Annotated in this window: 21 protein-coding genes; 8 read left to right on the top strand and 13 right to left on the bottom strand. The window is 38.4% G+C overall.

Translation table 11 applies throughout. The annotated features are described in order from the left end of the window. Positions 1–32: 32 nt before the first annotated feature. From D9O48_RS03440 to D9O48_RS03415, 6 genes are all read right to left on the bottom strand, one after another. Positions 33–2,090, bottom strand: coding sequence for an alpha-ketoacid dehydrogenase subunit alpha/beta (locus D9O48_RS03440; RefSeq protein ID WP_126970593.1), 2,058 nt, complete (start codon positions 2,088–2,090; stop codon positions 33–35). A gap of 181 nt (positions 2,091–2,271) precedes the next feature. Continuing rightward, positions 2,272–2,883, bottom strand: coding sequence for a fumarylacetoacetate hydrolase family protein (locus tag D9O48_RS03435; protein WP_126970591.1), 612 nt, complete (start codon positions 2,881–2,883; stop codon positions 2,272–2,274). A 128-nt stretch (positions 2,884–3,011) separates the two neighbouring features. Then, entirely contained in the window at positions 3,012–3,587 is a 576-nt protein-coding gene (gene pth / locus D9O48_RS03430) for an aminoacyl-tRNA hydrolase (protein ID WP_126970589.1), read from the bottom strand. A gap of 131 nt (positions 3,588–3,718) precedes the next feature. Continuing rightward, a complete protein-coding gene (locus tag D9O48_RS03425; RefSeq protein ID WP_126970587.1) occupies positions 3,719–4,309 on the bottom strand; it encodes a 50S ribosomal protein L25 in 591 nt (196 codons plus the stop codon). Positions 4,310–4,333: 24 nt separating this feature from the next. Further along, on the bottom strand, positions 4,334–5,284 hold the full coding sequence (locus tag D9O48_RS03420; RefSeq protein WP_126970585.1) for a ribose-phosphate pyrophosphokinase: 951 nt from the start codon (positions 5,282–5,284) through the stop codon (positions 4,334–4,336). Positions 5,285–5,418: 134 nt separating this feature from the next. Further along, a complete protein-coding gene (locus D9O48_RS03415; RefSeq protein WP_126970583.1) occupies positions 5,419–5,622 on the bottom strand; it encodes a hypothetical protein in 204 nt (67 codons plus the stop codon). Positions 5,623–5,726: 104 nt separating this feature from the next. Here D9O48_RS03415 and radC point away from each other — a divergent pair, with 104 nt between their 5' ends. Next, on the top strand, positions 5,727–6,410 hold the full coding sequence (radC, locus tag D9O48_RS03410) for a RadC family protein (RefSeq protein ID WP_126970581.1): 684 nt from the start codon (positions 5,727–5,729) through the stop codon (positions 6,408–6,410). Positions 6,411–6,439: 29 nt separating this feature from the next. Here radC and D9O48_RS03405 read toward each other — a convergent pair whose 3' ends face one another. The 7 genes from D9O48_RS03405 to D9O48_RS03380 all read right to left on the bottom strand — a co-directional run bounded on the left by D9O48_RS03405 (position 6,440) and on the right by D9O48_RS03380 (position 14,379). After that, complete coding sequence (locus tag D9O48_RS03405; protein ID WP_126970579.1) at positions 6,440–6,745, bottom strand: DUF3467 domain-containing protein; 306 nt, start codon at positions 6,743–6,745, stop codon at positions 6,440–6,442. Positions 6,746–6,909: 164 nt separating this feature from the next. Continuing rightward, positions 6,910–7,056, bottom strand: coding sequence for a hypothetical protein (locus tag D9O48_RS18715; RefSeq protein ID WP_158624803.1), 147 nt, complete (start codon positions 7,054–7,056; stop codon positions 6,910–6,912). Positions 7,057–7,554: 498 nt separating this feature from the next. After that, positions 7,555–7,737, bottom strand: coding sequence for a hypothetical protein (locus D9O48_RS03395; RefSeq protein ID WP_126970575.1), 183 nt, complete (start codon positions 7,735–7,737; stop codon positions 7,555–7,557). Positions 7,738–7,755: 18 nt separating this feature from the next. After that, on the bottom strand, positions 7,756–8,094 hold the full coding sequence (locus D9O48_RS03390) for a hypothetical protein (protein ID WP_158624802.1): 339 nt from the start codon (positions 8,092–8,094) through the stop codon (positions 7,756–7,758). Between the two features lie 513 nt (positions 8,095–8,607). Further along, the gene (locus tag D9O48_RS19065; protein WP_262707368.1) at positions 8,608–8,736 is read right to left on the bottom strand and encodes a hypothetical protein; all 129 of its coding nucleotides are present in this window, start codon (positions 8,734–8,736) and stop codon (positions 8,608–8,610) included. A 941-nt stretch (positions 8,737–9,677) separates the two neighbouring features. Next, positions 9,678–11,135: a SusD/RagB family nutrient-binding outer membrane lipoprotein gene (locus tag D9O48_RS03385; protein WP_126970571.1), complete on the bottom strand. Its 1,458-nt coding sequence runs from the start codon at positions 11,133–11,135 to the stop codon at positions 9,678–9,680. 25 nt (positions 11,136–11,160) lie between these two features. After that, positions 11,161–14,379, bottom strand: coding sequence for a SusC/RagA family TonB-linked outer membrane protein (locus D9O48_RS03380; protein WP_158624801.1), 3,219 nt, complete (start codon positions 14,377–14,379; stop codon positions 11,161–11,163). 424 nt (positions 14,380–14,803) lie between these two features. Between D9O48_RS03380 and folD the strand changes: the two genes are divergently transcribed. The 7 genes from folD to guaB all read left to right on the top strand — a co-directional run bounded on the left by folD (position 14,804) and on the right by guaB (position 21,088). Further along, positions 14,804–15,682: a bifunctional methylenetetrahydrofolate dehydrogenase/methenyltetrahydrofolate cyclohydrolase FolD gene (gene folD / locus D9O48_RS03375; protein WP_126970567.1), complete on the top strand. Its 879-nt coding sequence runs from the start codon at positions 14,804–14,806 to the stop codon at positions 15,680–15,682. Positions 15,683–15,769: 87 nt separating this feature from the next. Then, the gene (locus D9O48_RS03370) at positions 15,770–16,393 is read left to right on the top strand and encodes a 7-carboxy-7-deazaguanine synthase QueE (RefSeq protein WP_126970565.1); all 624 of its coding nucleotides are present in this window, start codon (positions 15,770–15,772) and stop codon (positions 16,391–16,393) included. A 75-nt stretch (positions 16,394–16,468) separates the two neighbouring features. Then, on the top strand, positions 16,469–18,370 hold the full coding sequence (locus D9O48_RS03365) for an OmpA family protein (protein ID WP_126970563.1): 1,902 nt from the start codon (positions 16,469–16,471) through the stop codon (positions 18,368–18,370). A gap of 35 nt (positions 18,371–18,405) precedes the next feature. Beyond that, positions 18,406–18,591: a hypothetical protein gene (locus D9O48_RS03360; protein WP_126970561.1), complete on the top strand. Its 186-nt coding sequence runs from the start codon at positions 18,406–18,408 to the stop codon at positions 18,589–18,591. Between the two features lie 6 nt (positions 18,592–18,597). Next, a complete protein-coding gene (gene dprA, locus D9O48_RS03355) occupies positions 18,598–19,182 on the top strand; it encodes a DNA-processing protein DprA (RefSeq protein WP_126970559.1) in 585 nt (194 codons plus the stop codon). Between the two features lie 138 nt (positions 19,183–19,320). Next, the gene (locus tag D9O48_RS03350) at positions 19,321–19,530 is read left to right on the top strand and encodes a DprA-like winged helix domain-containing protein (protein WP_126970557.1); all 210 of its coding nucleotides are present in this window, start codon (positions 19,321–19,323) and stop codon (positions 19,528–19,530) included. Between the two features lie 61 nt (positions 19,531–19,591). Beyond that, entirely contained in the window at positions 19,592–21,088 is a 1,497-nt protein-coding gene (gene guaB, locus D9O48_RS03345; RefSeq protein ID WP_126970555.1) for an IMP dehydrogenase, read from the top strand. The last annotated feature ends 9 nt before the right edge of the window (positions 21,089–21,097 follow it).

Genomic DNA, 21,097 nt, shown 5'->3' with positions numbered 1-21,097 from the left:
AAATAGCAGCAATTCTTAAAGCTGTTAACACTTTAGTAATTTAGCAAAAAGGCTATTTTATTCTGAATTTCCATTATTGAAGGCAACATAAAGCGCTCCAGGTGCTGATTCAAGGGAACAGCAGGTATATTTTTAGCCCCGATAATCTGAACGGGAGCATCAAAACTGGTAAAGCATTTCGTAGCGACCTTACCCGCAAGGGTTTCCATGTAGGAATGATGTAGTTGTTCTTCTGTAAGGAAAATTACCTTTCCATGTTTTTCTATAGCAGCTTCTATACACGCTTCATCCAGCGGATACAAACTTCTGAGGTCGATTATTTCAACTTGTCCGGGGAAAGATTTTGCAGCATCCTGAGCCCAGTAAACACCCATTCCGTAAGTAACGATTACTACTGAATTATATTTATCAGTAGCAGCCAATACAGTGTCAGCTTTTCCGATAGGAACTACATAATCTTTTGCAGGTTCTCTTCTTTTAGCGTTTTCGGTACCGGGTACTTTACTCCAATACAAGCCTTTATGCTCCAGTACCACTACAGGATTCGGGTCATAAAAGGCAGCTTTCATTAAGCCTTTCATATCTGCCGCATTAGAAGGATAAACTACTTTGATTCCTTTTACTCCCATCAGAATAGACTCAATACTGCTACTATGGTAAGGTCCGCCGCCGCCGTAAGCACCTACAGGAATGCGGTATACTGCCTGTATGGGGAACTTTCCGTTCGTGAGGTAGTTAGATTTTGCCACTTCAGTGACGAGTTGATTAAATCCCGGATAGATGTAATCACCGAACTGTACTTCCACGATTGGTTTTACTCCTACAGCAGATAAGCCAACGGTTGAGCCGATGATATATGCTTCCTGAATAGCCGTGTTAAAAACCCGGTGATCGCCGAATTTCTCAGCGAGGGTAGCCGCTTCACGAAATACACCTCCCATCCGACGACCTACGTCTTGTCCGTACAAAATTGCCGTTGGATGATCTGTGAGAATTTCCTGAATAGCAAAAAGAGCAGCATCTACCATCGGTATTTTTTCGGGTCTGTATCCCGAACGATTTCCCTGCTCTTCAGTTATTTCAGTTGGTGCAAATATATTGTCGTATAGCGATTCCAGCGGTGGCTCTGCAGCTTGTTTGGCTCTTTCGAAGTCATCATAAGCTTTTTGTTTAGCATCTGACTCAATCGAAACAAGCTGATCTTCCAAAATACCTTTCTCTACCAATTCTGCTCTCAATAGAAGAATCGGGTCTTTTTTTGAATGTAGCAGCCAATCTTCGGCATCTCTGTAAAATTCCTTTCTCACACCGGAAGTATGGTGTCCGAGTAACGGTACGTTTGCCTGTACTATATAGGGCGTTTGATGCTTTCGTACAAAGCTGATAACATCATGCATTTGCTGATAAGCTGTTGAAAAATCCGCCCCATCGAACTTAATCCGGCTGATACCCGGAAAACCTGCAGCGTATTCGTACACATCCATTGCCCTGGCCTCTTTAGCGGTTACACTAATGCCCCACTGGTTATCTTGTACGAGAAAAATAATAGGTAATTGTTTAAGTGTAGCCACCTGAAAAGCTTCACTGATTTCTCCTTCCGTTACGCTGGCATCACCCAGCGAACACACCACTACAGGGTTTTCTCCATTGGGTCCTTTTTTGTAGAGATCAGATTCGATATTCTGAAGATATTGTAATCCCTGAGCAATACCTGTAGTAGGAATTGCCTGCATACCGGTAGCGCTGGATTGATGTATAATTACCGGTTTATCGCTTGCATTAGAGCTTGGGTGCGAATAATAAGTTCGCCCGGCAGAAAACGGATCATCATATTTGGCCAGCAGTTGCAGCATGAGTTCATACGGCGAAAATCCTAAACCGATGAGCATACTTTCGTCGCGGTAATATGGACTTACAAAATCACAAGGCAATAATTGAAAGGCGGTAGCGAGTTGTATAGCCTCATGTCCTCTGGAGGTCGAATGTACGTAATGGCAAATATTTCTGTTTTCATCATAAAGCAATGCCATTTCTTTGGTAGTACACATGAGCTGATAAGCTCTCAGCAAAATATCTGTCGAAATTAACATAACAAGCGAATTGTAACAAATATAAGGCTAACGTACGTTAGTTTCAAGAAAGTAATGAATATTAATCTAAAAGAATTGTTCTGAAACAAGAAGGAGGAGGAGCAGGCTGGGTATTGAATCAAAAAGCCCCTCAACGGTGTTGAGGGGACTTTCTGATTTTCCTTGTAGTGATCTATATCTGTTATTTGATCTCTATTGAGAATAATTTTTCCTTTTCTAAAAACCCATCTAAAACATCTCCTACTACACACTCACCAACACCAGCCGGAGTACCTGTATAAATCAGGTCACCGATATTTACGGAGAAATAGTTTGAGATATAAGAAACGATTTGATCAAACTGATGTACCATTTGTGATGAGTTACCTGTTTGAACGGTTTCTTCGTTTTTATTGAGTGAAAAATTGATATTCTTTTTGTCTTTGATTTCAGCGAATGGGATCCACTTACCGATTGCCGCTGAGTTATCCCATGCCTTTGCTTTTTCCCAAGGCAAGCCTTTTTGTTTTAATTCATCCTGCACATCGCGTGCCGTAAAATCTATCCCTACAGTTACTGCATCGTAATAACGGCTGGCCGTTTTTTCCTGGATATATTTTCCATTTTTTGATATTCTCAACACTAATTCGCATTCATAATGAAGTTCATTCGTAAACTCCGGGTAATAGAATGGCGTGTGAGCTTGGAGAAGTGCACTTTTAGGTTTCATGAAGATGACAGGTTCAGTCGGTACTTCATTACCTAACTCTTTTGCGTGTGCCACGTAGTTTCGGCCAACACAGAAAATTTTCATACTCAACTAAGGGTTTAACTGAAATAAATTATTTTCATTTTAAAGCCAGATAAGGCGTGAGTAGTTATACATAGGACTATTGAACCGAAAACGAGAGCGAATATAAGTATAGAATTTTAAAAAAACGATCAATTGAACTCTAATTTATTTACGTCATTCATCGTTCTTTCAATTCCCTGGGTAATAAAACTTTCTATCACTTCAACACATTTATTGATCTTTTGATCAACTATTGGTTTTTCCTGCATATTCCACTTACCTAAAACGAAGTCCACCTGATGTCCTTTCGGATAATTGTTTCCAATCCCAAACCTGAGTTTAGGGTATTGTTGGGTGGACAAAGATTCCTGAATACTTTTTAACCCATTATGGCCGGCATCGCTTCCGGAAGCTCTTAATCTTACTTTACTTAGAGGAAGAGCCAGATCGTCTAGTATTACCAATATATTCTCAATAGCCACTTTTTCTTTATCCATCCAGTACTTCACAGCTCGCCCACTTAAATTCATATAAGTGGTTGGTTTTATGAGTATAACTTGTTTTCCTCGGAATTTATGGAAAGCTACTGCTGCTAAACGCTCTACTTCAAAACTTTGATTCCAATGTTTTGCGAGGGCGTCTACTACATCAAAGCCAATATTGTGTCGGGTACCATCGTATTCAAAACCTATATTTCCTAAACCAACAATAAGGTATTTCGACATGTGGTAATTTTATTTAAATCGATAAAATGCAAATTTATCTGATTCAAAAGGGAAAATAAAGGAATACGATTAAAAAGGGGAGAAATAAAGAGAAAAAGAGTATCCCTGATAAATCAGGGATACTCAAAAGCTTATTTTTTGCCTTTAGCAGGAGTTGCTGCGGCTTCTTCTTGTCTTAATTGACGAGTCATTACGATAGAAGCGATAGGAATACGTGGAGAGTTTAAGATCTCGTAGTTTTCTGCTTTAACGTCTTCTACGCGAATGTTTTCGTTTAGTTGTAAGTCGGTCAGATCAACCTCAATACTTTCCTGTAAGAATTCAGGTAAAGTTTTGATTTTCAAAGACTTGATCTTAATCACTAAACGACCACCTGCTTTAACACCAGCTGAATTTCCAGTATATCTCAACGGAATAGTAGCGATTACCGGTTTTCCAGCAACCAATTCTAAGAAATCAAGGTGAATTAAACTATCAGTTACTTTATCGAACTGAAGGTCTTTTAAGATTGCTTTGTAAGTTTTTCCATCTACAGTAATTTCTGCAACTTGGAAATCAGGAGTGTAAACTAAGGGTTTGAAAGCTGATGCCGGAGCCACAAAGTTAATTTCTCCTTGGCCGCCATAAATTACACCAGGCACAAGATCCTGAGAGCGAAGTTGGCGGGCGGCTTTTTTCCCGGTTTCGGTCCTCAGCTGACCTTCGATTGTAATTGTTCTCATTGTATGTGAAATTTAAAATTAAACTTATTTGTTTCTCAACTGGCTGTGAATGAACAGCCCGGTGATACTTCTGTTTTCATAAGCATTACGAATCGCTACTGCAAATAGTTCAGCTACACTTAACACTTTAATTTTTGAAATCTTTTGTTTTAGAGGAATGGTATCACAAACAACCAATTCTTCTAAAACACTGTTTTCAATATTTGCATAGGCATTTCCGCTTAAAACAGGATGCGTACACAATGCTCTTACACTTCTCGCTCCTTTTTCTTTCAACAAGCCGGCTGACTTGGTCAGGGTTCCTGCTGTATCGCAAATATCGTCAATCAACACTACATCTCTATCTTGTACATCACCGATTACCACCATGCTGGCGATCTCATTTGCACGTTTACGATGTTTATCACAAATCACCATTTCGGCATTGAAATAGGTAGCGATTTCCCTGATTCTGTTAGCAGAACCAACGTCAGGGGCCGCAAAGGTAAGATTTTCCAGCTGAAGTTGTTCAATATAAGGGATAAAAATTGCAGAGCTGTCCAAATGGTCAACAGGAATGTCAAAATACCCTTGAATTTGCGGAGCATGCAGGTCCATAGTAATTACACGATCTGCTCCTGCTGCTACTAACATATTGGCAATCAGTTTAGAGCCGATTGCTACACGTGGTTTATCCTTTCTATCCTGACGCGCATAACCGTAATACGGTACAACGGCAACTACTTTATAGGCAGAAGCTCTTTTAGCTGCGTCAATCATTAAAAGTAATTCCAGAATATTTTCAGCAGGCGCAAATGTTCCTTGCACTAAAAAAACCATATCCCCTCTTATACTCTCTTGAAACACAGGCTGTATTTCGCCATCACTGAACCTTGAAATCGTAACTTTTCCTAATGTTGCCCCATATTTTTGGGCAATCTTCTCGGCCAGGTATTGTGACCCGGTACCTGAAAATATCTTAACAGAAGTTTGCATACACCTTTGAAATGTGTGGCGAAGATATAACGATTCGACTGAATGAAAAGTATTTTTTTGAAAAAAGCCTTTACTTATACCTTAGAAAAATATAAGTAAAGGCTTGGCTTTTAGTATTTTTTCAAACTTTCCTGCTACTTAGCTGCTGTTACAACTACATTTGAAGCAATGTTTGAAGAATTTTCAATTACACTGGTTGCTACTGAAGGAGCTGTGAATGCATTGAATAGGGCTGAACAAATAAATACCGCAAAAATTAATGCAATTAAATAGATTCCAACAAAGAAAAACAATGGTTGTAAACCGCCAATTGCTGATAGGGTAAATTTTTGTTTCATGGGATATTGATTTGGATGATAAAATAGGATATGATTGTAACGCGGATGATCCTGTGGATAGTATACTACGTATATATATATTATCCACTTTTTTACAGCCATAAATGAAAACATCTATAAAGAACTGGAGTAAGTTTGATCAACCTCGAGAAAAACTCTTATCCACCCGTCCTCACCTTATCAGTAACGCGGAGTTATTGGCAGTTATTATTAATCAGGGTTCTAAACAAAAAAGTGCACTGGGGTTAGCTTATGATCTGCTGGGTAAATCGCAAAACAATCTGATCAGGTTATCACAACTAACCATTCAGGAGTTAATGCAGCTGAATGGAATCGGGGTTACCAAAGCTGCAAAAATCATTGCCTGCATTGAGCTGGCGAAACGTTTTATGATCACAGAGAAAATTCCTTCCTCAAAAATTTCAGATCCAAAGTCTGCTATTGAATTTGCAAAAGCGAGTATTCAGTTTTTTCCTTATGAGGTATTTCATGTTATTTTTCTTAACAATGCTAACAAGGTGATTAGCTTTGAGAATTTATCAGAAGGGAGTATTACTGCTACTATTGCCGATCCCAGAATTATTTTTAAAAGGGCATTAGAGCTGGGAGCTATTAAATTAATATTATGTCACAATCATCCTTCGGGAAATGCAGCACCGAGTGATGCAGATATACGATTAACCCGAAAACTTTCTCAGGCAGCTCAACTACTCGATTTATCAGTAATTGATCATCTGATTATTACTACCGAACAATATTATTCTTTTGCAGAAAACGGATATGTTTAACCAGGTCAAACATATCCGTTCATTTATTTTTAAGCTTCGGCAGTTGGAAGCCCTAAATTAAAGGGAAGATGATTCTCATCCTGTTCACTTATTTTGCCGTTTGCTGCTTCAAATCTTGCTAAGTTTTCCGCCAGTGCACGCATCATTTTCTTTGCATTTATCGGCGTTAAGATCACTCTTGCCTTCACTTTACTTTTAGGAGTACCGGGCATAATATTGATAAAATCAACTACAAACTCAGCATTTGAGTGTGTAATAATGGCTAAATTAGAATATACACCTTCGGCTACTTCTTCTGATATCTCGATATTTAATTGTGGTTGCTGTTCACTCATAACTATTTGTTTTACACATCTGCAAGATAACTGTTTAATTTAACTTTTGCCTATTCTAAAACCCATTGCACTGTTAATAAACGCTCACTTGTTTTATTATCATTCGTTTGTCTTTCTAATTTAGCACGACAATACATTTGCAATGACCGATTCTGCCCCACCTTTCACTTTTTATTTATTAATAAAGAGGCTGCATATCCTCTGCCATAATAAAAATAAAACCTGTTTAACCATAAACCTTCACGTTCCAGCGCATATATGCGGTCATGATAAGCAGGAACGTCAAAATAGGTAACCCTGACTTCTAACATCCACGAACGTTTCAATTTTGTTTTCAGTTGCGCAAACTGGAGCACTCCACCTTCTGTCAATCCGGTTGTCGTTACCCACTCGCTACGGAACTGAGCTTGTCAATTCTCCCAAAAATCATATTTCAGATGCAGTCTGTATTTAAACATTACCTCTCTTTGATGTTTGCCGGCAGTATCAAACAAGTGATCATTTTTTTCATTGACCTGTAACCTGAATGCTGCTAAAAATTTTTTATTTATTTGACGTTCAACATTCGTCTGCTGTTTTCATACCACCGAACTACTGCTTATCTGATATTTTCACCAGGGCTGAAACATTACAGAAGATTGATAAAAAAAACTACTGTATTTGTTTTTTCAGTGAATATTGATCATTCATCCGGTTTTATTATAAACCTCACTACCAGCATAAATCATATTAGCATTAAAACTCTTAAAATCTATAGGTAAATGAAAGTATAAATTTTGTACAGACAAGTTTAAACCTATTGCACTGGTTCAACCTGCCAGATAAGCAACACTCTTATTTCCGGCTACTGCTACCTCAGTATATAAATGATGATTTTTAATAGATAAAGACGTAAAGATACTTCCATTAAAAAAGTTTGAAGTAATCTGATTTTGAGGTAGTACATCGATACGGCTATCATTTCTGAACGGTTTGGAAAAACTATGGTTCACCTGATTAAGTTGTAAAGTTCAATGCTGTTTTGTGTACTTCAGACTCACTCCATTTGATTGATAAGTAATATTTTGCCTGTTCTGCAAATCATTGGTCGTTTGATGCAGTCCTGAAATACGCATCGACCGAACAAATACCTGTTCCTCAAATTCATCCAGATTAGCATCCAATTTCTGACGATTATAGAAAGCAGTTAATTCTATGTTACCCATTGCCTTATTAATAGCAATGCCTTTCATAAAATTAGTTTCACTACTTGATGCATAAGCAGTTATTGGAGAGGATTGTTTTTCTAAGCTTAAAGCCAAATCACCATACACGCCGTATCCTTGCCATAAAATAAGCCCCTGCGCCATTCTTACCTGATAATTACCAACAAATATATTAGCATTATTATTGGGATTGTAATAGTGTAAAAAGCCGGCAACATGATCAAATTTTAACGGCAGCGACTGATCGCATCATTTTTCACCCCTGTCTTTTTCAATTGCAATGCCCATATTAATATTCTTATACAATGGTGTTTTCACCTTCATATAAGATCTGATATCATCTCCTACCCAATTATTATTAAGCATTCTTCCCTGATTATTATAATTACGCTGTACAACATTTACTCACATTCAGTACCCTTTACTTTCCTGTTTAAACTCATTTACATCTTCTTCTATTTTACAAACAAGCTTCAGGTATTGTATTTGCCGAATAGTTCATTTTTCTAAATGAACCAGTTGCTGTCAGTCAGAAATTTTTCTCAACTGTTTTCTTAAATTTATTAATTCCGTTATTTGTTCGGTAGTAAATAATTTAAACTGCTTCAGCTCATTTTCCGTTATCCGGTTAATTGATTTTCGGAAAGATAGTTTTCTTCATTCCTCCTCATCTAATTCCAGATCATACAATAACTCTTCATATACGATATCATTCGAAGAATTCTGTTCCTGTGCATAAGAAAGTTTACTGATAATAATCATCAAAAGCAATACAATTCTCTTCATTACATTTTTTTTAAAGTTAAGCCTGCAGATAAACTCCAACCTAAAGACGGATGTCATACAATATTAACCAGTGTTTTAGCACGATTGATTTCAATCATAAATGAATTTGATATTTGGAAATTAAACAACGGTACTTCAATAATTCATTGAAGATGATCATTCAGTTGCCAACCAGTCAGTAAATGAACCAGTATTCGCTCGTTACTGAACCAGTTGAGTTGTACACCTAACTTTCAAATTGAATCCAGTTGCATTGTCTGATAAGCCATTATACCATATCCTTTTCCGGACAGTTGCTGTTGAAACAGGTTTTCGATATTCATTCAATGAATTCCCATTTCGCTGTTTTCATTTATTTTAAAAGCTGTCATTATACCAGTATTGATTTTGTATTTAGAAACATTATTTTCCATTCAGTTTTGTTGCAGGGAAGCATAAGTTTTCAAATGAAACCGGTTAAAATTTCGCCCGGTCAACCAATAATATTTTTGAGAGAGCAGGTTCTGGGTTAGGGGTCATTCGGCCATGAACGTCATATTATAGCTTTGCTGCTGTAGTTGTATAACCGCACATACAGTATTCAGTTCTTTTATTCCAAAACGACTATTCATTCATAAAACAGTTTTTATTTTTTCATTTATGGGATAAAGTGTAGCATGATAACGTGATGTATACAATGCAAAGGGTGCACTCAGTAAAGCAGCTCTTTCACCGGCATAAAAATATGGCTGAGAAAACACATTCAGGCTTACTAGCAGTCAAAACAAAAGAAGAATAATCATAAGTAGGTTTTATAATACTTACGTAAAAGGAGGCCTGTCAGATGATTTGACAGATTTTATCAGGGGGATCAAGAGAAAGGTGATTTCTCACAAAAAACGAATAAAAAAAGGAAGCTCAAAAGAGCTTCCTTTTATATATAAATAAGTCTATAATTAGTCTTATTTAGCCCACCATAATTTAACATCAGGGCTATTGTCGTTATATTTTGCAAAAGCAAGTCTGGCGTTTTCTTCGTTGAAGTTCAACTCCGTAGTAGGATATTGATATCTTTCTGGAATTTGACCGCTAGCGCTTAATGCGTTTGGCGAAGGAATTAAGTTTGGAACTCTAGTTCTTCTCCAGTTGCTCCATGCTTGTAATCCGTTACCATACCAGGAGAACCATTGTTGGTATTGAATTAAAGCAGCACCGGTATAACCAGTTTCTGCAGTAACATCAGCCAGATAATCATCAACATCTAAGCTTCCACCAACACTATATTGTGACCAGCCTAAAGTAACACCATTTTTCAACCAGGTAGTAGCATCAGCAGAAACCCATCCTAAGCTGGCCGCTTCAGCAATAGTTAAAGCAACCTGAGAAGCGGTTAAAATAGGAACAGTAGAAGATTGTTGTCTGTAAGCAGGTGCCCAAATTACAGAGTACACACCACCAACAGTGCTGGTAAAGGTAACTGCATCATTTCTGGTTAAACCATAAGGGAAGAAAGTTGTATTACTACCCACAACGCTTACGCGTGGATCGCCAACATCAACTAAAGCTTCACCAAAAACATCTGAAACAGCATAGTCAGAACGAGTTCTGAATAAGCTCCACCAAGGATTACCATAAGCAACTACATCACCGTCATACTTTTGGTTAAAGTTCTGAGCGTTTGTAGCGATATAACCTCTTGAATGTTCGAATGCTTTTTTGAATTCTACAGCCCCCCATTCAGAAGCACCAGGATAAACATTAGAAGTTCTTAATGCAATCACCATACGCAGTGAGTTTGCGAATCTTGCCCAAGACGCAGCCTGAGAAGAACCTTCAGCAATAACATCACCGGTTACATTGTTTGCAGATAAATCTAATTGATCTACAGCTTCTGTTAATTCCTGCATTACCCCTTTATAAATTGCTTCAGGAGTATCATATTTAGGGTACATAATAGAAGGAGCTTTCAAAGCCTCAGTGTAAGGTAAATCACCCCATTTGTCAGTTGCAGCCCAGTAATAAAAGGCCTTTACGATACGAGAAATTGCAATTTGATTCTGAGGTAATCCGTATGCAGCTGTTCTTGGAGCTGTTACCGGATCGCTACAGAAAGCAATGATTTTTTCCAAATCAGCAATTGGTCCGTAGTACAATGCTGTAAAGTCTAATACCGGAGCCTGATAAAGAGAGGTTTCAGTATACTGAGTTTCAGAAAAATGCTGAGCATACAATCCACCTCTTGTTTCTGAAGAATACGAGCCCACGCTCAACAAAGCATTGGTTAATAATGCCTGAGTTGAAGCTAATTCAGTAGCATTCGGACTTATATTCGTATCCCCAAAGTCTTCAAATTTAGCACAGCCTACAACTGATAGAGCTAATGCGCAGGGTATAACAATATATTTAGTTAATGACTTCATATCTTTTTTATTAAGATTCAAAAAATTATAATCCAAACTTCAAGTTAACACCAAATGATCTTACAGATGGCATCTGTCCATTCTCACCATACTGTCCTGAAATTTCAGATGGATCGAAATCTTTTTTATTTGCATTGATCAACCATGGATTGATAGCTACAGCAGAAACTGTTAAGTTAGAGAAATGTTTTCCCCAAGTAAACTTGTTTAAAGGAATTCTATAACCGATGCTTAATTCGCGAATTTTGAAATAGCTCAAATCGCCCACCATGTCATCAAAAATATTTCTAGAATACAAAGTTTGGAAATAAGTTTTCGCATCAACATAAGTATCTACTCTGTCGCCAGTTTCAGTAACACCTACTACGTGTATACCACCACCATTGGCAACGCTTTCGCGGATATCTACGCCTTTGTCATTTTGACCGGCAGTACGAGCCGCTAAACCAGAGAAAGACATCCATTGTTGAGTTAAAGAGAAATATTTACCACCTTTCTGGAAGTCCATAGAAATGTTTGCTACGAAGTTTTTGTAAGCAAGCATGTTTTGGATACCACCTGTATAATCAGGTAAAATAGAACCGAAACGGTGATCAGACTCAGATACATACCAACCTGCAGAAGTAACAACAGGTAAACCGGTAGCTGCATCGATTTTCTTAGTACCACCTACTAACATACCCCACTCTTCACCTTCAAAGTGTACAACCAATGGAGTCTGAGCAGTCCAACGAGAACCAGAAGAATAACTTAATCTTGTTAAGCCCGGAGCTAATTCAACCACTCGGTTACGTAAGTTTCTAGAAACGTTTACATTAATTTCCCAAGTGAAGTCTTTAGTAGAGATCGGGTTTAAGAATAAATTAAGTTCTAAACCTTTTCTTTCGATTTTACCAGCGTTTGTTCTAACTGAAGAATAACCTGTAGCACCAGAAACTGAAATGCTTACCGGAGAATTTAAAGTAACTGCTTCATAATAGGTAGCACTGATACCAAATCTGTTTTTCAGGAATTTCAAGTCGATACCGATTTCTTTTTGGATATTTTTAGCACCAAGAAGATTTGGATCGATCAATGAGTTAGGCTCAGTCATTAAGATCTTTCCTAAATAACGGGTAGTTCCGATAGAATAGGTTGGGAATAATGAATATGCTCCCAATGCCTCAGGAGTTTCACCCCAAGAAGCTCTTAATTTACCTAATGATAACCAAGGCATTTGATCTTTCAGGAATTCACTGAAGATAAATGTTGCACCAAATGAAGTAGTAAAGATGTTATTATCAGCCGGGTTCAATGAAGAGAACCAGTCGTTTCTGATAGTCGCATCTACATATAAGTAGTCTTTATATCCAAAGCTACCTCTTGCAAAAGCACCTCTGGTAGAATAAAAGGTTCTGCTGTTACTATATGTAGGAAGTGCATTAGAGTTAGAAATAGCGAAGAAATCAGGAATTAATAATCCGTTTACGCTATTACCGCTCCAGCTTCTTTGCGCATTCTTTCTGATTTCAGCACCTGCAGTAGCATTGATAGAGAAATCAGAGATTTTCTTAGCATAGTTAGCAACTAATTCATAACGATCATCTAAGCTCCAAGAGCTGCTAGCAGCATATCTGTTGAAGTATCCGGTCTGAGTACCTGAACGTTGTAAGATATCATTAGTTTTGCTCTCATTATTATTATTGATCAGGTTCTTACGAATTGCTAGTCTGATAGATAAATCCTTAATTGGTCTTAAAGTAAGGTTCATATCCCCGAATAAACGGTCTCTTCTTGCATCGTTAATGTCATTCTCAAGGAATGAATAAGGATTCATGAAGTAGTTAGCTCCGTATCTTGTAGCTAAATTACCAGACAAATAAGAAGTCGGGTTATGTTTATTCCAAGAACCAAGTACCGGTTGAGCACCACCTTCAGCAGGAGAATATAAATCTTTGTGCTGTCTCATTTTGTCCATATTGATATCTCTATGGAACCATTGGTTGAACATACCTGTTGTTTCGTTAGAATAAGCATCACTTGGGTTGTTCCTCAGGTCTTGTAATACATAAGTAATGTTAGCACCTGCAGAAATCCATTTTGCTAAATTCAGATTACCAGTAACGTTTAAGGTATGTTTTTTCAGATATGAGGTAGGGATGATACCTTCCTGATACTGATTAGTATAAGACATTCTATAGTTGCCTTTTTCATTTGAGTTACCAAACGCAAGGTTAGCTGTAGTTAATTTACCTACATTAAAGAAGTCTTTAATATTATTTGGCTGAGCTGTTAAAGAAGTTGTTTTGTAAGAATCTTCAGTTCCAGGATACCATGCATACCAGGGAATATATTCCTGACCTTGAATTTTAGGACCCCAGCTACCATCATCGGTATAGTCGTGGTAATATTTACCATCTAATGCCTGCCACTCAGAAGGCATACCTGTTTGCCAATTAAATTGAATCAGGTTAGGGTTAGCACCACCTGCATAATCATTCTGATAAGCAGGTAATACATATACTTTACTCCATTGAGTACCGATATTACCATCTAAACCAATTCCTCTTGATTTTTTACCTTTTTTCAAAGTTACAATGATGGCACCACTTGCAGCCTGAGGACCGTAAATAGCAGCACCTGTAGGACCGTTTAATACTGTAACGTCTTCAACATCATCAATGTTGATGTCACCTTGTCCTACAATTGTACCTTCAACGATATAAACCGGAGAGCTACCACTTAAACTACCATCACCTCTTAAACGAACAGCGTTATCAGAACCTAATTTAGCTCCTGATTGCTCCCTCAGCTGAATACCAGCTACTTTACCGGCAATTGCAGAGTTTAAACTTGGTTGTCTAACAATATTCAGTTTGTCAGAAGTTACTACCTGTGCATTTGAAGTAGTAGAACGTTGAGTTTGACGAATACCGTAACCTGCAGAAACAATTACTTCCTGCATTTCTTTAGTTTGAAGCGCTAAAACAACGTTTAACACTTTCACCTGCCCTAACGTTACCTGAGTAGATGCATAACCTAAAGCAGTAATCTCAACTACTTGTCTTTCGGCTGCTGTAAAACTAAAATTCCCCTCCTGGTTAGTAGAGGTTGCTTTTGAAGTTCCCTTGATCGTAATTGTCGCAAAAGGAACACCTTGTCCTGTTTCATCGGTCACTCTACCAGAATAGGTAGAAGTGGTTTGAGCAAATGCACCGCCCATGAGTCCGCTGAAAAGGATTAAACAAACTAAAATCTTTTTCATTATCAGTAGTTTTGGTTTACGAGTACCTAACAAATTCATTAACATGAAGCTGCTAATCGACCCAGTATATTTCCAGCAAGTTAAAAAACAGTTAAATTCATTTAACATTTTGATAAACATTTTTTAAAATTTTGTTAATATTAATATGTTTTAAATTGAAATTCAATAAGTTATCATGATAAATATAAATTCGCCATATATGTCTGAAATTCAATACCATATCCGCTAATCAGGTTATTTTTGTGTTATTTATGGCTGTTTTTATTAAACAAATTGACTCCAATCATAGAACCAGCGCGGGTTACAGCATTTTCAACCAATTGATTAATGTCATTTTGTTAAAAAGAAAGGTTTTAGCACTTAAAAGCTGAAGATTTTTGCGCCACTCAAACATAACTTGAAGGAAGTCTTGTATTTTTGCGCCATGCAATTACTTGACGGAAAGGTAGTATCTCAAGCTACTAAAGACGAATTACGATTAAACGTAAGCCAATTAAGATCTGCCGGAAAAAAGATTCCCCACCTGGCAGCTGTTCTCGTAGGAAATAACGGAGCCTCAGAAACTTATGTAGGATCTAAGGTAAAAACCTGTGAAGAAATCGGATTTAAATCTACCCTTATTCGCTTACCGGAAGATATTTCTGAAAATAAACTGCTTCAGGTAATTGAAGAGCTGAATCTTGATCAGGACGTAGACGGTATTTTAGTACAATTACCTTTACCGAAACATATTTCTGATGAAAAAGTAATTGAAGCCATTGATGCATCAAAAGATGTAGACGGCTTCCACCCTATTTCCATCGGGAAACTGGTACAAGGAATTCCTTCTTTTATTCCGGCTACACCCTATGGCATCATGCTGATGTTAGAACATTATAAGATTGATACCAAAGGAAAACATGCAGTAGTAGTGGGAAGAAGCAATATTGTGGGTCGCCCGATGAGTATTCTTTTAAGCGCGAATACAAATCCCGGTAATTGTACCGTCACACTCACTCACTCGCATACGCATAACCTGAAAGAAATCTGCTTATCTGCTGATATTATCGTTGCTGCTATCGGTAAACCCAACTTCATCACCGCAGATATGGTAAAAGATGGTGCTGTTGTTATTGACGTTGGTATTACCAGAGTTGAAGATACAACGAAAACAAGGGGTTATTCCATTAAAGGAGACGTCGACTTTGAACAGGTAGCGCCCAAGTGTTCTTTTATCACACCGGTACCCGGAGGTGTTGGCCCTATGACCATTGCCGCATTGATGAAGAATACTTACAACGCCTGCACTTTAAAACACGATTAATTCGATTATATCCAACAGATTGCAAAAGACCTCTTCACACAGTGGGGGTCTTTTCATTTTTTCATCCCGATTTACGACCTTTGCATCATGAGTCAAAGCAATACACTTACAGCACTTACCTATCCCGTTATGGAAGCTTTTTATACGATCCAGGGCGAAGGCTATTATGAAGGGCAGGCTGCCTATTTTATCAGACTGGGGGGCTGTGACGTGGGTTGTGTATGGTGCGATGTTAAAGACTCATGGGATGCCTCTAAACACCCACAGTATACTGTAGAACAAATCGTTGAAACAGCCAGTAGTTTTCCCGGCAGACTAGCAGTAATCACCGGGGGCGAACCCTGTATGCACAATCTTCAGGCCCTTACCTACGCACTTAAAGCTGCAGGATTTAATATCAATATTGAAACGTCCGGCGCACACCCTGTTTCCGGACATCTTGACTGGATCTGCCTTTCGCCCAAAAAATTCAAGTTCCCATTGGAGGAAAACCTCCCGCTCGCCAATGAACTCAAAGTGGTTATTTTCAATAAATCAGATTTTGCCTGGGCTGAACAACACGCTGAAAAGGTGGGCAGTCACTGCAAATTATACCTTCAACCGGAATGGGATAAAAGAACTACTGTTCTTCCGCTGATTATTGATTACATAAAAGAAAACCCTAAGTGGACGCTATCAGTTCAGACACATAAATATATTAACGTTCCTTAAAGTTTTTTTACACTTACAAATACCTTTTCGCCAGGTATTTACGTTATTTTAGTATATAGAAATAACATAGATATTATGCGATTTTTCAGCCTTTTTCTTAGTTTGTTGTTAACGTGTACAGCCGTTTTCTCCCAATACGATCCTTCAAAAATCAGTAAAAAGGGGGCTAACTTCTATGAACAGGCGATGACGAAAGCGCAAAGCGAAAACTTCAAAGAAGCTATAAATCTGCTGATGCAGGCACTTAAAACCGATCCGGGTTTTATGGATGCTTATCTTTCGTTAGGCGGACTTCACCTTGAGCTAAAAAACTACACAGAGGCAATCAGGTTTTATGAAATCGCCCGTCCGATCGACGCTAACTACTTTCATGAATATCGTGTACCCTACTCTATTGCACTGGCCGGTTTAGGACGTTTTAAGGAAGCGCTGAGCTGTATCGATACAATTCAACAGTTCGGGCCTAAAAATGCACAACTGCAAAAACAGGCTCAGCAACGAAAAAAAAATTATGCATTTGCAGTTGAGTTTGAAGAACAAAATCCACCTCATTCAGCTTTTCAACTCTCTCCGATGAGTACTGCTATCAATTCACCTTATCCCGAATACTTTCCCTCACTCACCATCGATAGAAAAGAGTTGGTATTTACCAGACTCGTAAATCATTACCAGGAAGATTTTTTTGTATCGAAATTAGAAGGAAATGAATGGACGAAAGCCGAACCTTTACCCGGTAAAATTAACTCAGGCAATAATGAGGGGGCATCAAATATCTCGCAAGACGGAGAATGGCTGATATTTACAGGTTGTAATTTCAGAAACGGATATGGTTCCTGTGATCTGTATATTTCTTTCAGAGAAAACGATGAATGGACCATTCCCTATAACCTCGGCCCCGAGATCAATACCGAGCATTGGGAATCTGCCCCATCCCTCTCGCCCGATAAAAAACACCTTTACTTTTCCAGTAACCGACCCGGAGGATTCGGCGGTTCGGATATATATGTGTCTGTGTTTGACGGGAAAAAATTCGGTAAACCACAGAACCTCGGACCAATCGTAAACACAGCCGGTGATGAAAGCTGTCCTTTCATTCACGCAGATAACATGACATTGTACTTCACCTCTAATGGACATGCCGGATATGGAGGAGATGATATATTCTATACAAGGAAAGAAGTTAACAAATGGAGTACTCCTAAAAACCTGGGCTACCCGATCAATACTATCGAAAATGAAGGTAGTCTCTTTATTGAGGCCGATGGAAAAACAGCCTATTATGCCAGTAGCCGTGCGGAAGGGCAAGGTTCGCTTGACATTTATACCTTACAACTTCCATCTTACGCACAACCTATTACCACTGATTGGGTAAAAGGGAAAGTATATGATTCACTTACCAAAAAAGGAATAGCTGCTAATGTTCAGCTATATGATTTAAGTACCAATCAACTTTTGAATGAATATCAGACAGATGCCAGCGGTTTATACCTGATGACCATTCCTAAAGGGCGCGAATATGCTTTTTCCGTACAACAAAAAGGATATTTGTTCTATTCAGATAACTACAGTTTAAAAGAAGAAATTTCTTCGGTTGAGCATATTAAAAATATTCCATTACAACCTTTACGGGTAAATGCGACTATCCATTTAAAGAATATCTTCTTCGCTTCTAATGAGTATGAATTATTACCGGCGTCAACTGTTGAACTTGAAACATTGTATGCACTACTTAAAGACAACAATACACTCAGAGTGGAAATCAGTGGTCATACAGATAACGTTGGTAGCGAAAATGCCAACAAGATTTTATCTGAAAAAAGAGCAGCTTCGGTAGTCAATTTCTTACTGTCAAAAGGTATCTCCAAAGACAGGCTTATTTATAAAGGTTATGGAGAATCTGCTCCGATTGCACCAAATGATACGGAGGAAAACAGAGCGCTCAACCGCAGAACCAGTGTAAAAATTATTCAGCTTTAATCCGAACACGTACTGCATACGTATAATTAGATATGATGCAGAACGAGTTAAAACATTTACTGGCATTACAACGTGTAAAAGGGATCGGCAATATTACTAAAAGAATATTGCTGGAAGAGTATGGATCCGCACAAGCGGTCTTTGAGGAGATCAAATCATTAAAACAATCTCCTTTTGCTAAAAGACGGTTACTCGTTGATCTGATCAATTTCAACAATTGAAAAGAAATTGACGATGAATTAAAAACATTAGAAAGCCTGCACGCAGAAATATTGTCTTTTCATTCAACCGCATATCCGGTTTTGCTAAAAGAATGTCCTGATGCTCCAATTGTATTATTTGTAAGAGGTTGTTTACCGGCTTCTGAATCGATGGGAATCGGTATTGTCGGTACACGCACTCCCAGCGATTATGGTACTATTTCAACTCAACAATTACTGAATTATTCGAAAGGTTACCCGATATATATCATTTCAGGATTAGCGATCGGTATCGATGCCACAGCCCATCAGCATGCAATAAACCTGAAAATACCGACTATTGCGATCCTGGCGCACGGTTTCAAATACATGTACCCTGCCGTTCATCGTGGATTAGCCGACAAGATTATAGCAGAAGGTGGTGCTATTGTTTCAGAATATACCCCCTCTGTAAAAATTGAAAAGCATCATTTTTCAGCGCGCAATCGCATTATTGCCGGCTGGTGCAAGTTATTGGTTGTTATTGAAAGTGGAGAAAAAGGAGGTAGCCTCCGTACCGCCGCTTTTGCAGCACAATATAACAGAGATGTACTGGCCGTGCCGGGTAGATGAATTGATGTCAAAAGTAGTGGCTCCAATCAACTGATAGTCAATCATCAGGCAGATATACTTTCTCATCCGAAACAAATTCAGCATTATCTGCCCGCTGCAGGAAGTATTCCTGTTATTCCTCTTATTTCACTATCACACTTGTCAAAAGAAGAACAGGAAATTGTACATTTTTTGACTGTTCAACGTTTTTTACATTTCGATGACCTGCTACAGAGAGTACCGGTTTCAATGGCTGATTTAACGCATAGGCTGTTATTACTCGAGATGAACAACTATATCCAGTGTTTACCAGGCAGATATTATTGCCTGAACAAGAGTTTGGTAAGCGATATCAGCAGTGAACGTTAAGAAAATAAGAAATTTGAAAATTAATTTTGGAAGGTATTTAATTGCATGCCTATCTTTGCACATGGCAACTAGAATTAAAACTTCGCAATCTACTCTTCCCGGTAAAGACAAGTTTTTTGGAGAAGGCTTAACATTCGATGATGTATTGTTAGTTCCTGCCTACTCTCAAGTTTTACCCCGTGATACTGACATTCGCAGTAAATTAACCAAGAGTATTACATTGAATACTCCATTGTTATCTTCGGCAATGGATACTGTTACTGAAGCAAACCTTGCTATCGCATTGGCACGCCAGGGCGGTATAGGTATACTTCATAAAAACATGAGTATTGAACAGCAAGCAAACCAGGTAAGAAAGGTAAAAAGAAGCGAGGCGGGTTTGATTATAGATCCCATCACTCTTACACAAGACGCTACCATTGGTGATGCGCTGGCAGTAATGAAAACCAATAGAATCGGCGGTATTCCAATCGTAGATACTAATAATAAATTAGTAGGAATTCTTACAAACAGAGATTTAAGGTTTGAAAACAGTCCTAAAAGAAAAGTAAGTGAAATTATGTCGCACAACCTGATTGTAGCAGCAGAAGGCACTGACTTAAAAAAGGCTGAAAAAATTCTACAAAAACACAAAATCGAGAAACTGCCCGTTGTTTCAAAAGATGGTATCTTAAAAGGATTAATTACCTATAGAGATATTCTTCAACTGGAAAGTTTCCCGAATGCTGTAAAAGATAATTATGGCCGTTTATTGGTAGGTGCAGCTTTAGGCATCACTTCTGACTTAATGGATCGTGCTGCTGCATTACAGGAATTTGGTGTAGACGTTGTTTGTCTGGATTCCGCACACGGACATAGCAAGGGTGTACTCGATGCACTGAAGAGCGTGAAGAAAAATTTCAAAAAATTACAAGTAATAGCTGGTAATGTAGGTACTGCCGCAGGTGCCTTAGCCTTAGCAGAAGCCGGGGCAGATGCAGTGAAAGTAGGAATCGGACCCGGTTCTATCTGTACTACACGTATTGTTGCCGGAGCTGGTATGCCGCAAATAACAGCAATCATGGAGGCTTCCGGAGTATTGTCTAAAAAAGGGATTCCTGTTATCGCAGATGGAGGTATCCGTTATACAGGCGATATGGTAAAAGCATTAGCAGCCGGTGCCAATGTTGTTATGATGGGTAGTGTTTTCGCAGGAACAGAAGAATCTCCCGGCGAAACCATTATTTACGAAGGCAGAAAATTCAAACAATACCGGGGAATGGGTTCTATCGGCGCAATGAGTAAAGGTAGTGGCGATAGATATTTCCAGGATGTAGAAGATGATGTGAAGAAATTCGTACCGGAAGGAATCGAAGGTAGAATCGCTTACAAAGGAAGCGTGAGTGAAGTAATTTATCAGTATGTTGGCGGACTAAGGGCAGGTATGGGTTATGTAGGTGCTAAAGATATTAAAGCACTGCAAAATGCTCAATTTGTTAAAATTACCAACGCTGGAATGAAAGAGTCTCATGCACACGATGTTGAGATTACCAAAGAAGCTCCTAACTATTCGAGATAACAAACAATT

The sequence above is a fragment of the Gynurincola endophyticus genome, from assembly GCF_003991195.1.
In the GTDB taxonomy this organism is placed as follows: Bacteria; Bacteroidota; Bacteroidia; order Chitinophagales; family Chitinophagaceae; genus Gynurincola; species Gynurincola endophyticus.
Note: the sequence above shows the minus strand (reverse complement) of the source record. Positions and strands in the feature narration are given on the sequence as shown.

Coding starts and splice junctions, on each gene's coding strand:
- folD (WP_126970567.1), top strand. CDS start 14,804: ATGCAATTACTTGACGGAAAGGTAGTATCTCAAGCTACTAAAGACGAA.
- D9O48_RS03380 (WP_158624801.1), bottom strand. CDS start 14,379: ATGAAAAAGATTTTAGTTTGTTTAATCCTTTTCAGCGGACTCATGGGC.
- D9O48_RS03405 (WP_126970579.1), bottom strand. CDS start 6,745: ATGAGTGAACAGCAACCACAATTAAATATCGAGATATCAGAAGAAGTA.
- guaB (WP_126970555.1), top strand. CDS start 19,592: ATGGCAACTAGAATTAAAACTTCGCAATCTACTCTTCCCGGTAAAGAC.
- D9O48_RS18715 (WP_158624803.1), bottom strand. CDS start 7,056: ATGTTAGAAGTCAGGGTTACCTATTTTGACGTTCCTGCTTATCATGAC.
- D9O48_RS03390 (WP_158624802.1), bottom strand. CDS start 8,094: ATGGCGCAGGGGCTTATTTTATGGCAAGGATACGGCGTGTATGGTGAT.
- D9O48_RS03440 (WP_126970593.1), bottom strand. CDS start 2,090: ATGTTAATTTCGACAGATATTTTGCTGAGAGCTTATCAGCTCATGTGT.
- D9O48_RS03435 (WP_126970591.1), bottom strand. CDS start 2,883: ATGAAAATTTTCTGTGTTGGCCGAAACTACGTGGCACACGCAAAAGAG.
- pth (WP_126970589.1), bottom strand. CDS start 3,587: ATGTCGAAATACCTTATTGTTGGTTTAGGAAATATAGGTTTTGAATAC.
- radC (WP_126970581.1), top strand. CDS start 5,727: ATGAAAACATCTATAAAGAACTGGAGTAAGTTTGATCAACCTCGAGAA.
- D9O48_RS03360 (WP_126970561.1), top strand. CDS start 18,406: ATGCAGAACGAGTTAAAACATTTACTGGCATTACAACGTGTAAAAGGG.
- D9O48_RS19065 (WP_262707368.1), bottom strand. CDS start 8,736: ATGAAGAGAATTGTATTGCTTTTGATGATTATTATCAGTAAACTTTCT.
- D9O48_RS03425 (WP_126970587.1), bottom strand. CDS start 4,309: ATGAGAACAATTACAATCGAAGGTCAGCTGAGGACCGAAACCGGGAAA.
- D9O48_RS03365 (WP_126970563.1), top strand. CDS start 16,469: ATGCGATTTTTCAGCCTTTTTCTTAGTTTGTTGTTAACGTGTACAGCC.
- D9O48_RS03385 (WP_126970571.1), bottom strand. CDS start 11,135: ATGAAGTCATTAACTAAATATATTGTTATACCCTGCGCATTAGCTCTA.
- D9O48_RS03415 (WP_126970583.1), bottom strand. CDS start 5,622: ATGAAACAAAAATTTACCCTATCAGCAATTGGCGGTTTACAACCATTG.
- D9O48_RS03370 (WP_126970565.1), top strand. CDS start 15,770: ATGAGTCAAAGCAATACACTTACAGCACTTACCTATCCCGTTATGGAA.
- D9O48_RS03420 (WP_126970585.1), bottom strand. CDS start 5,284: ATGCAAACTTCTGTTAAGATATTTTCAGGTACCGGGTCACAATACCTG.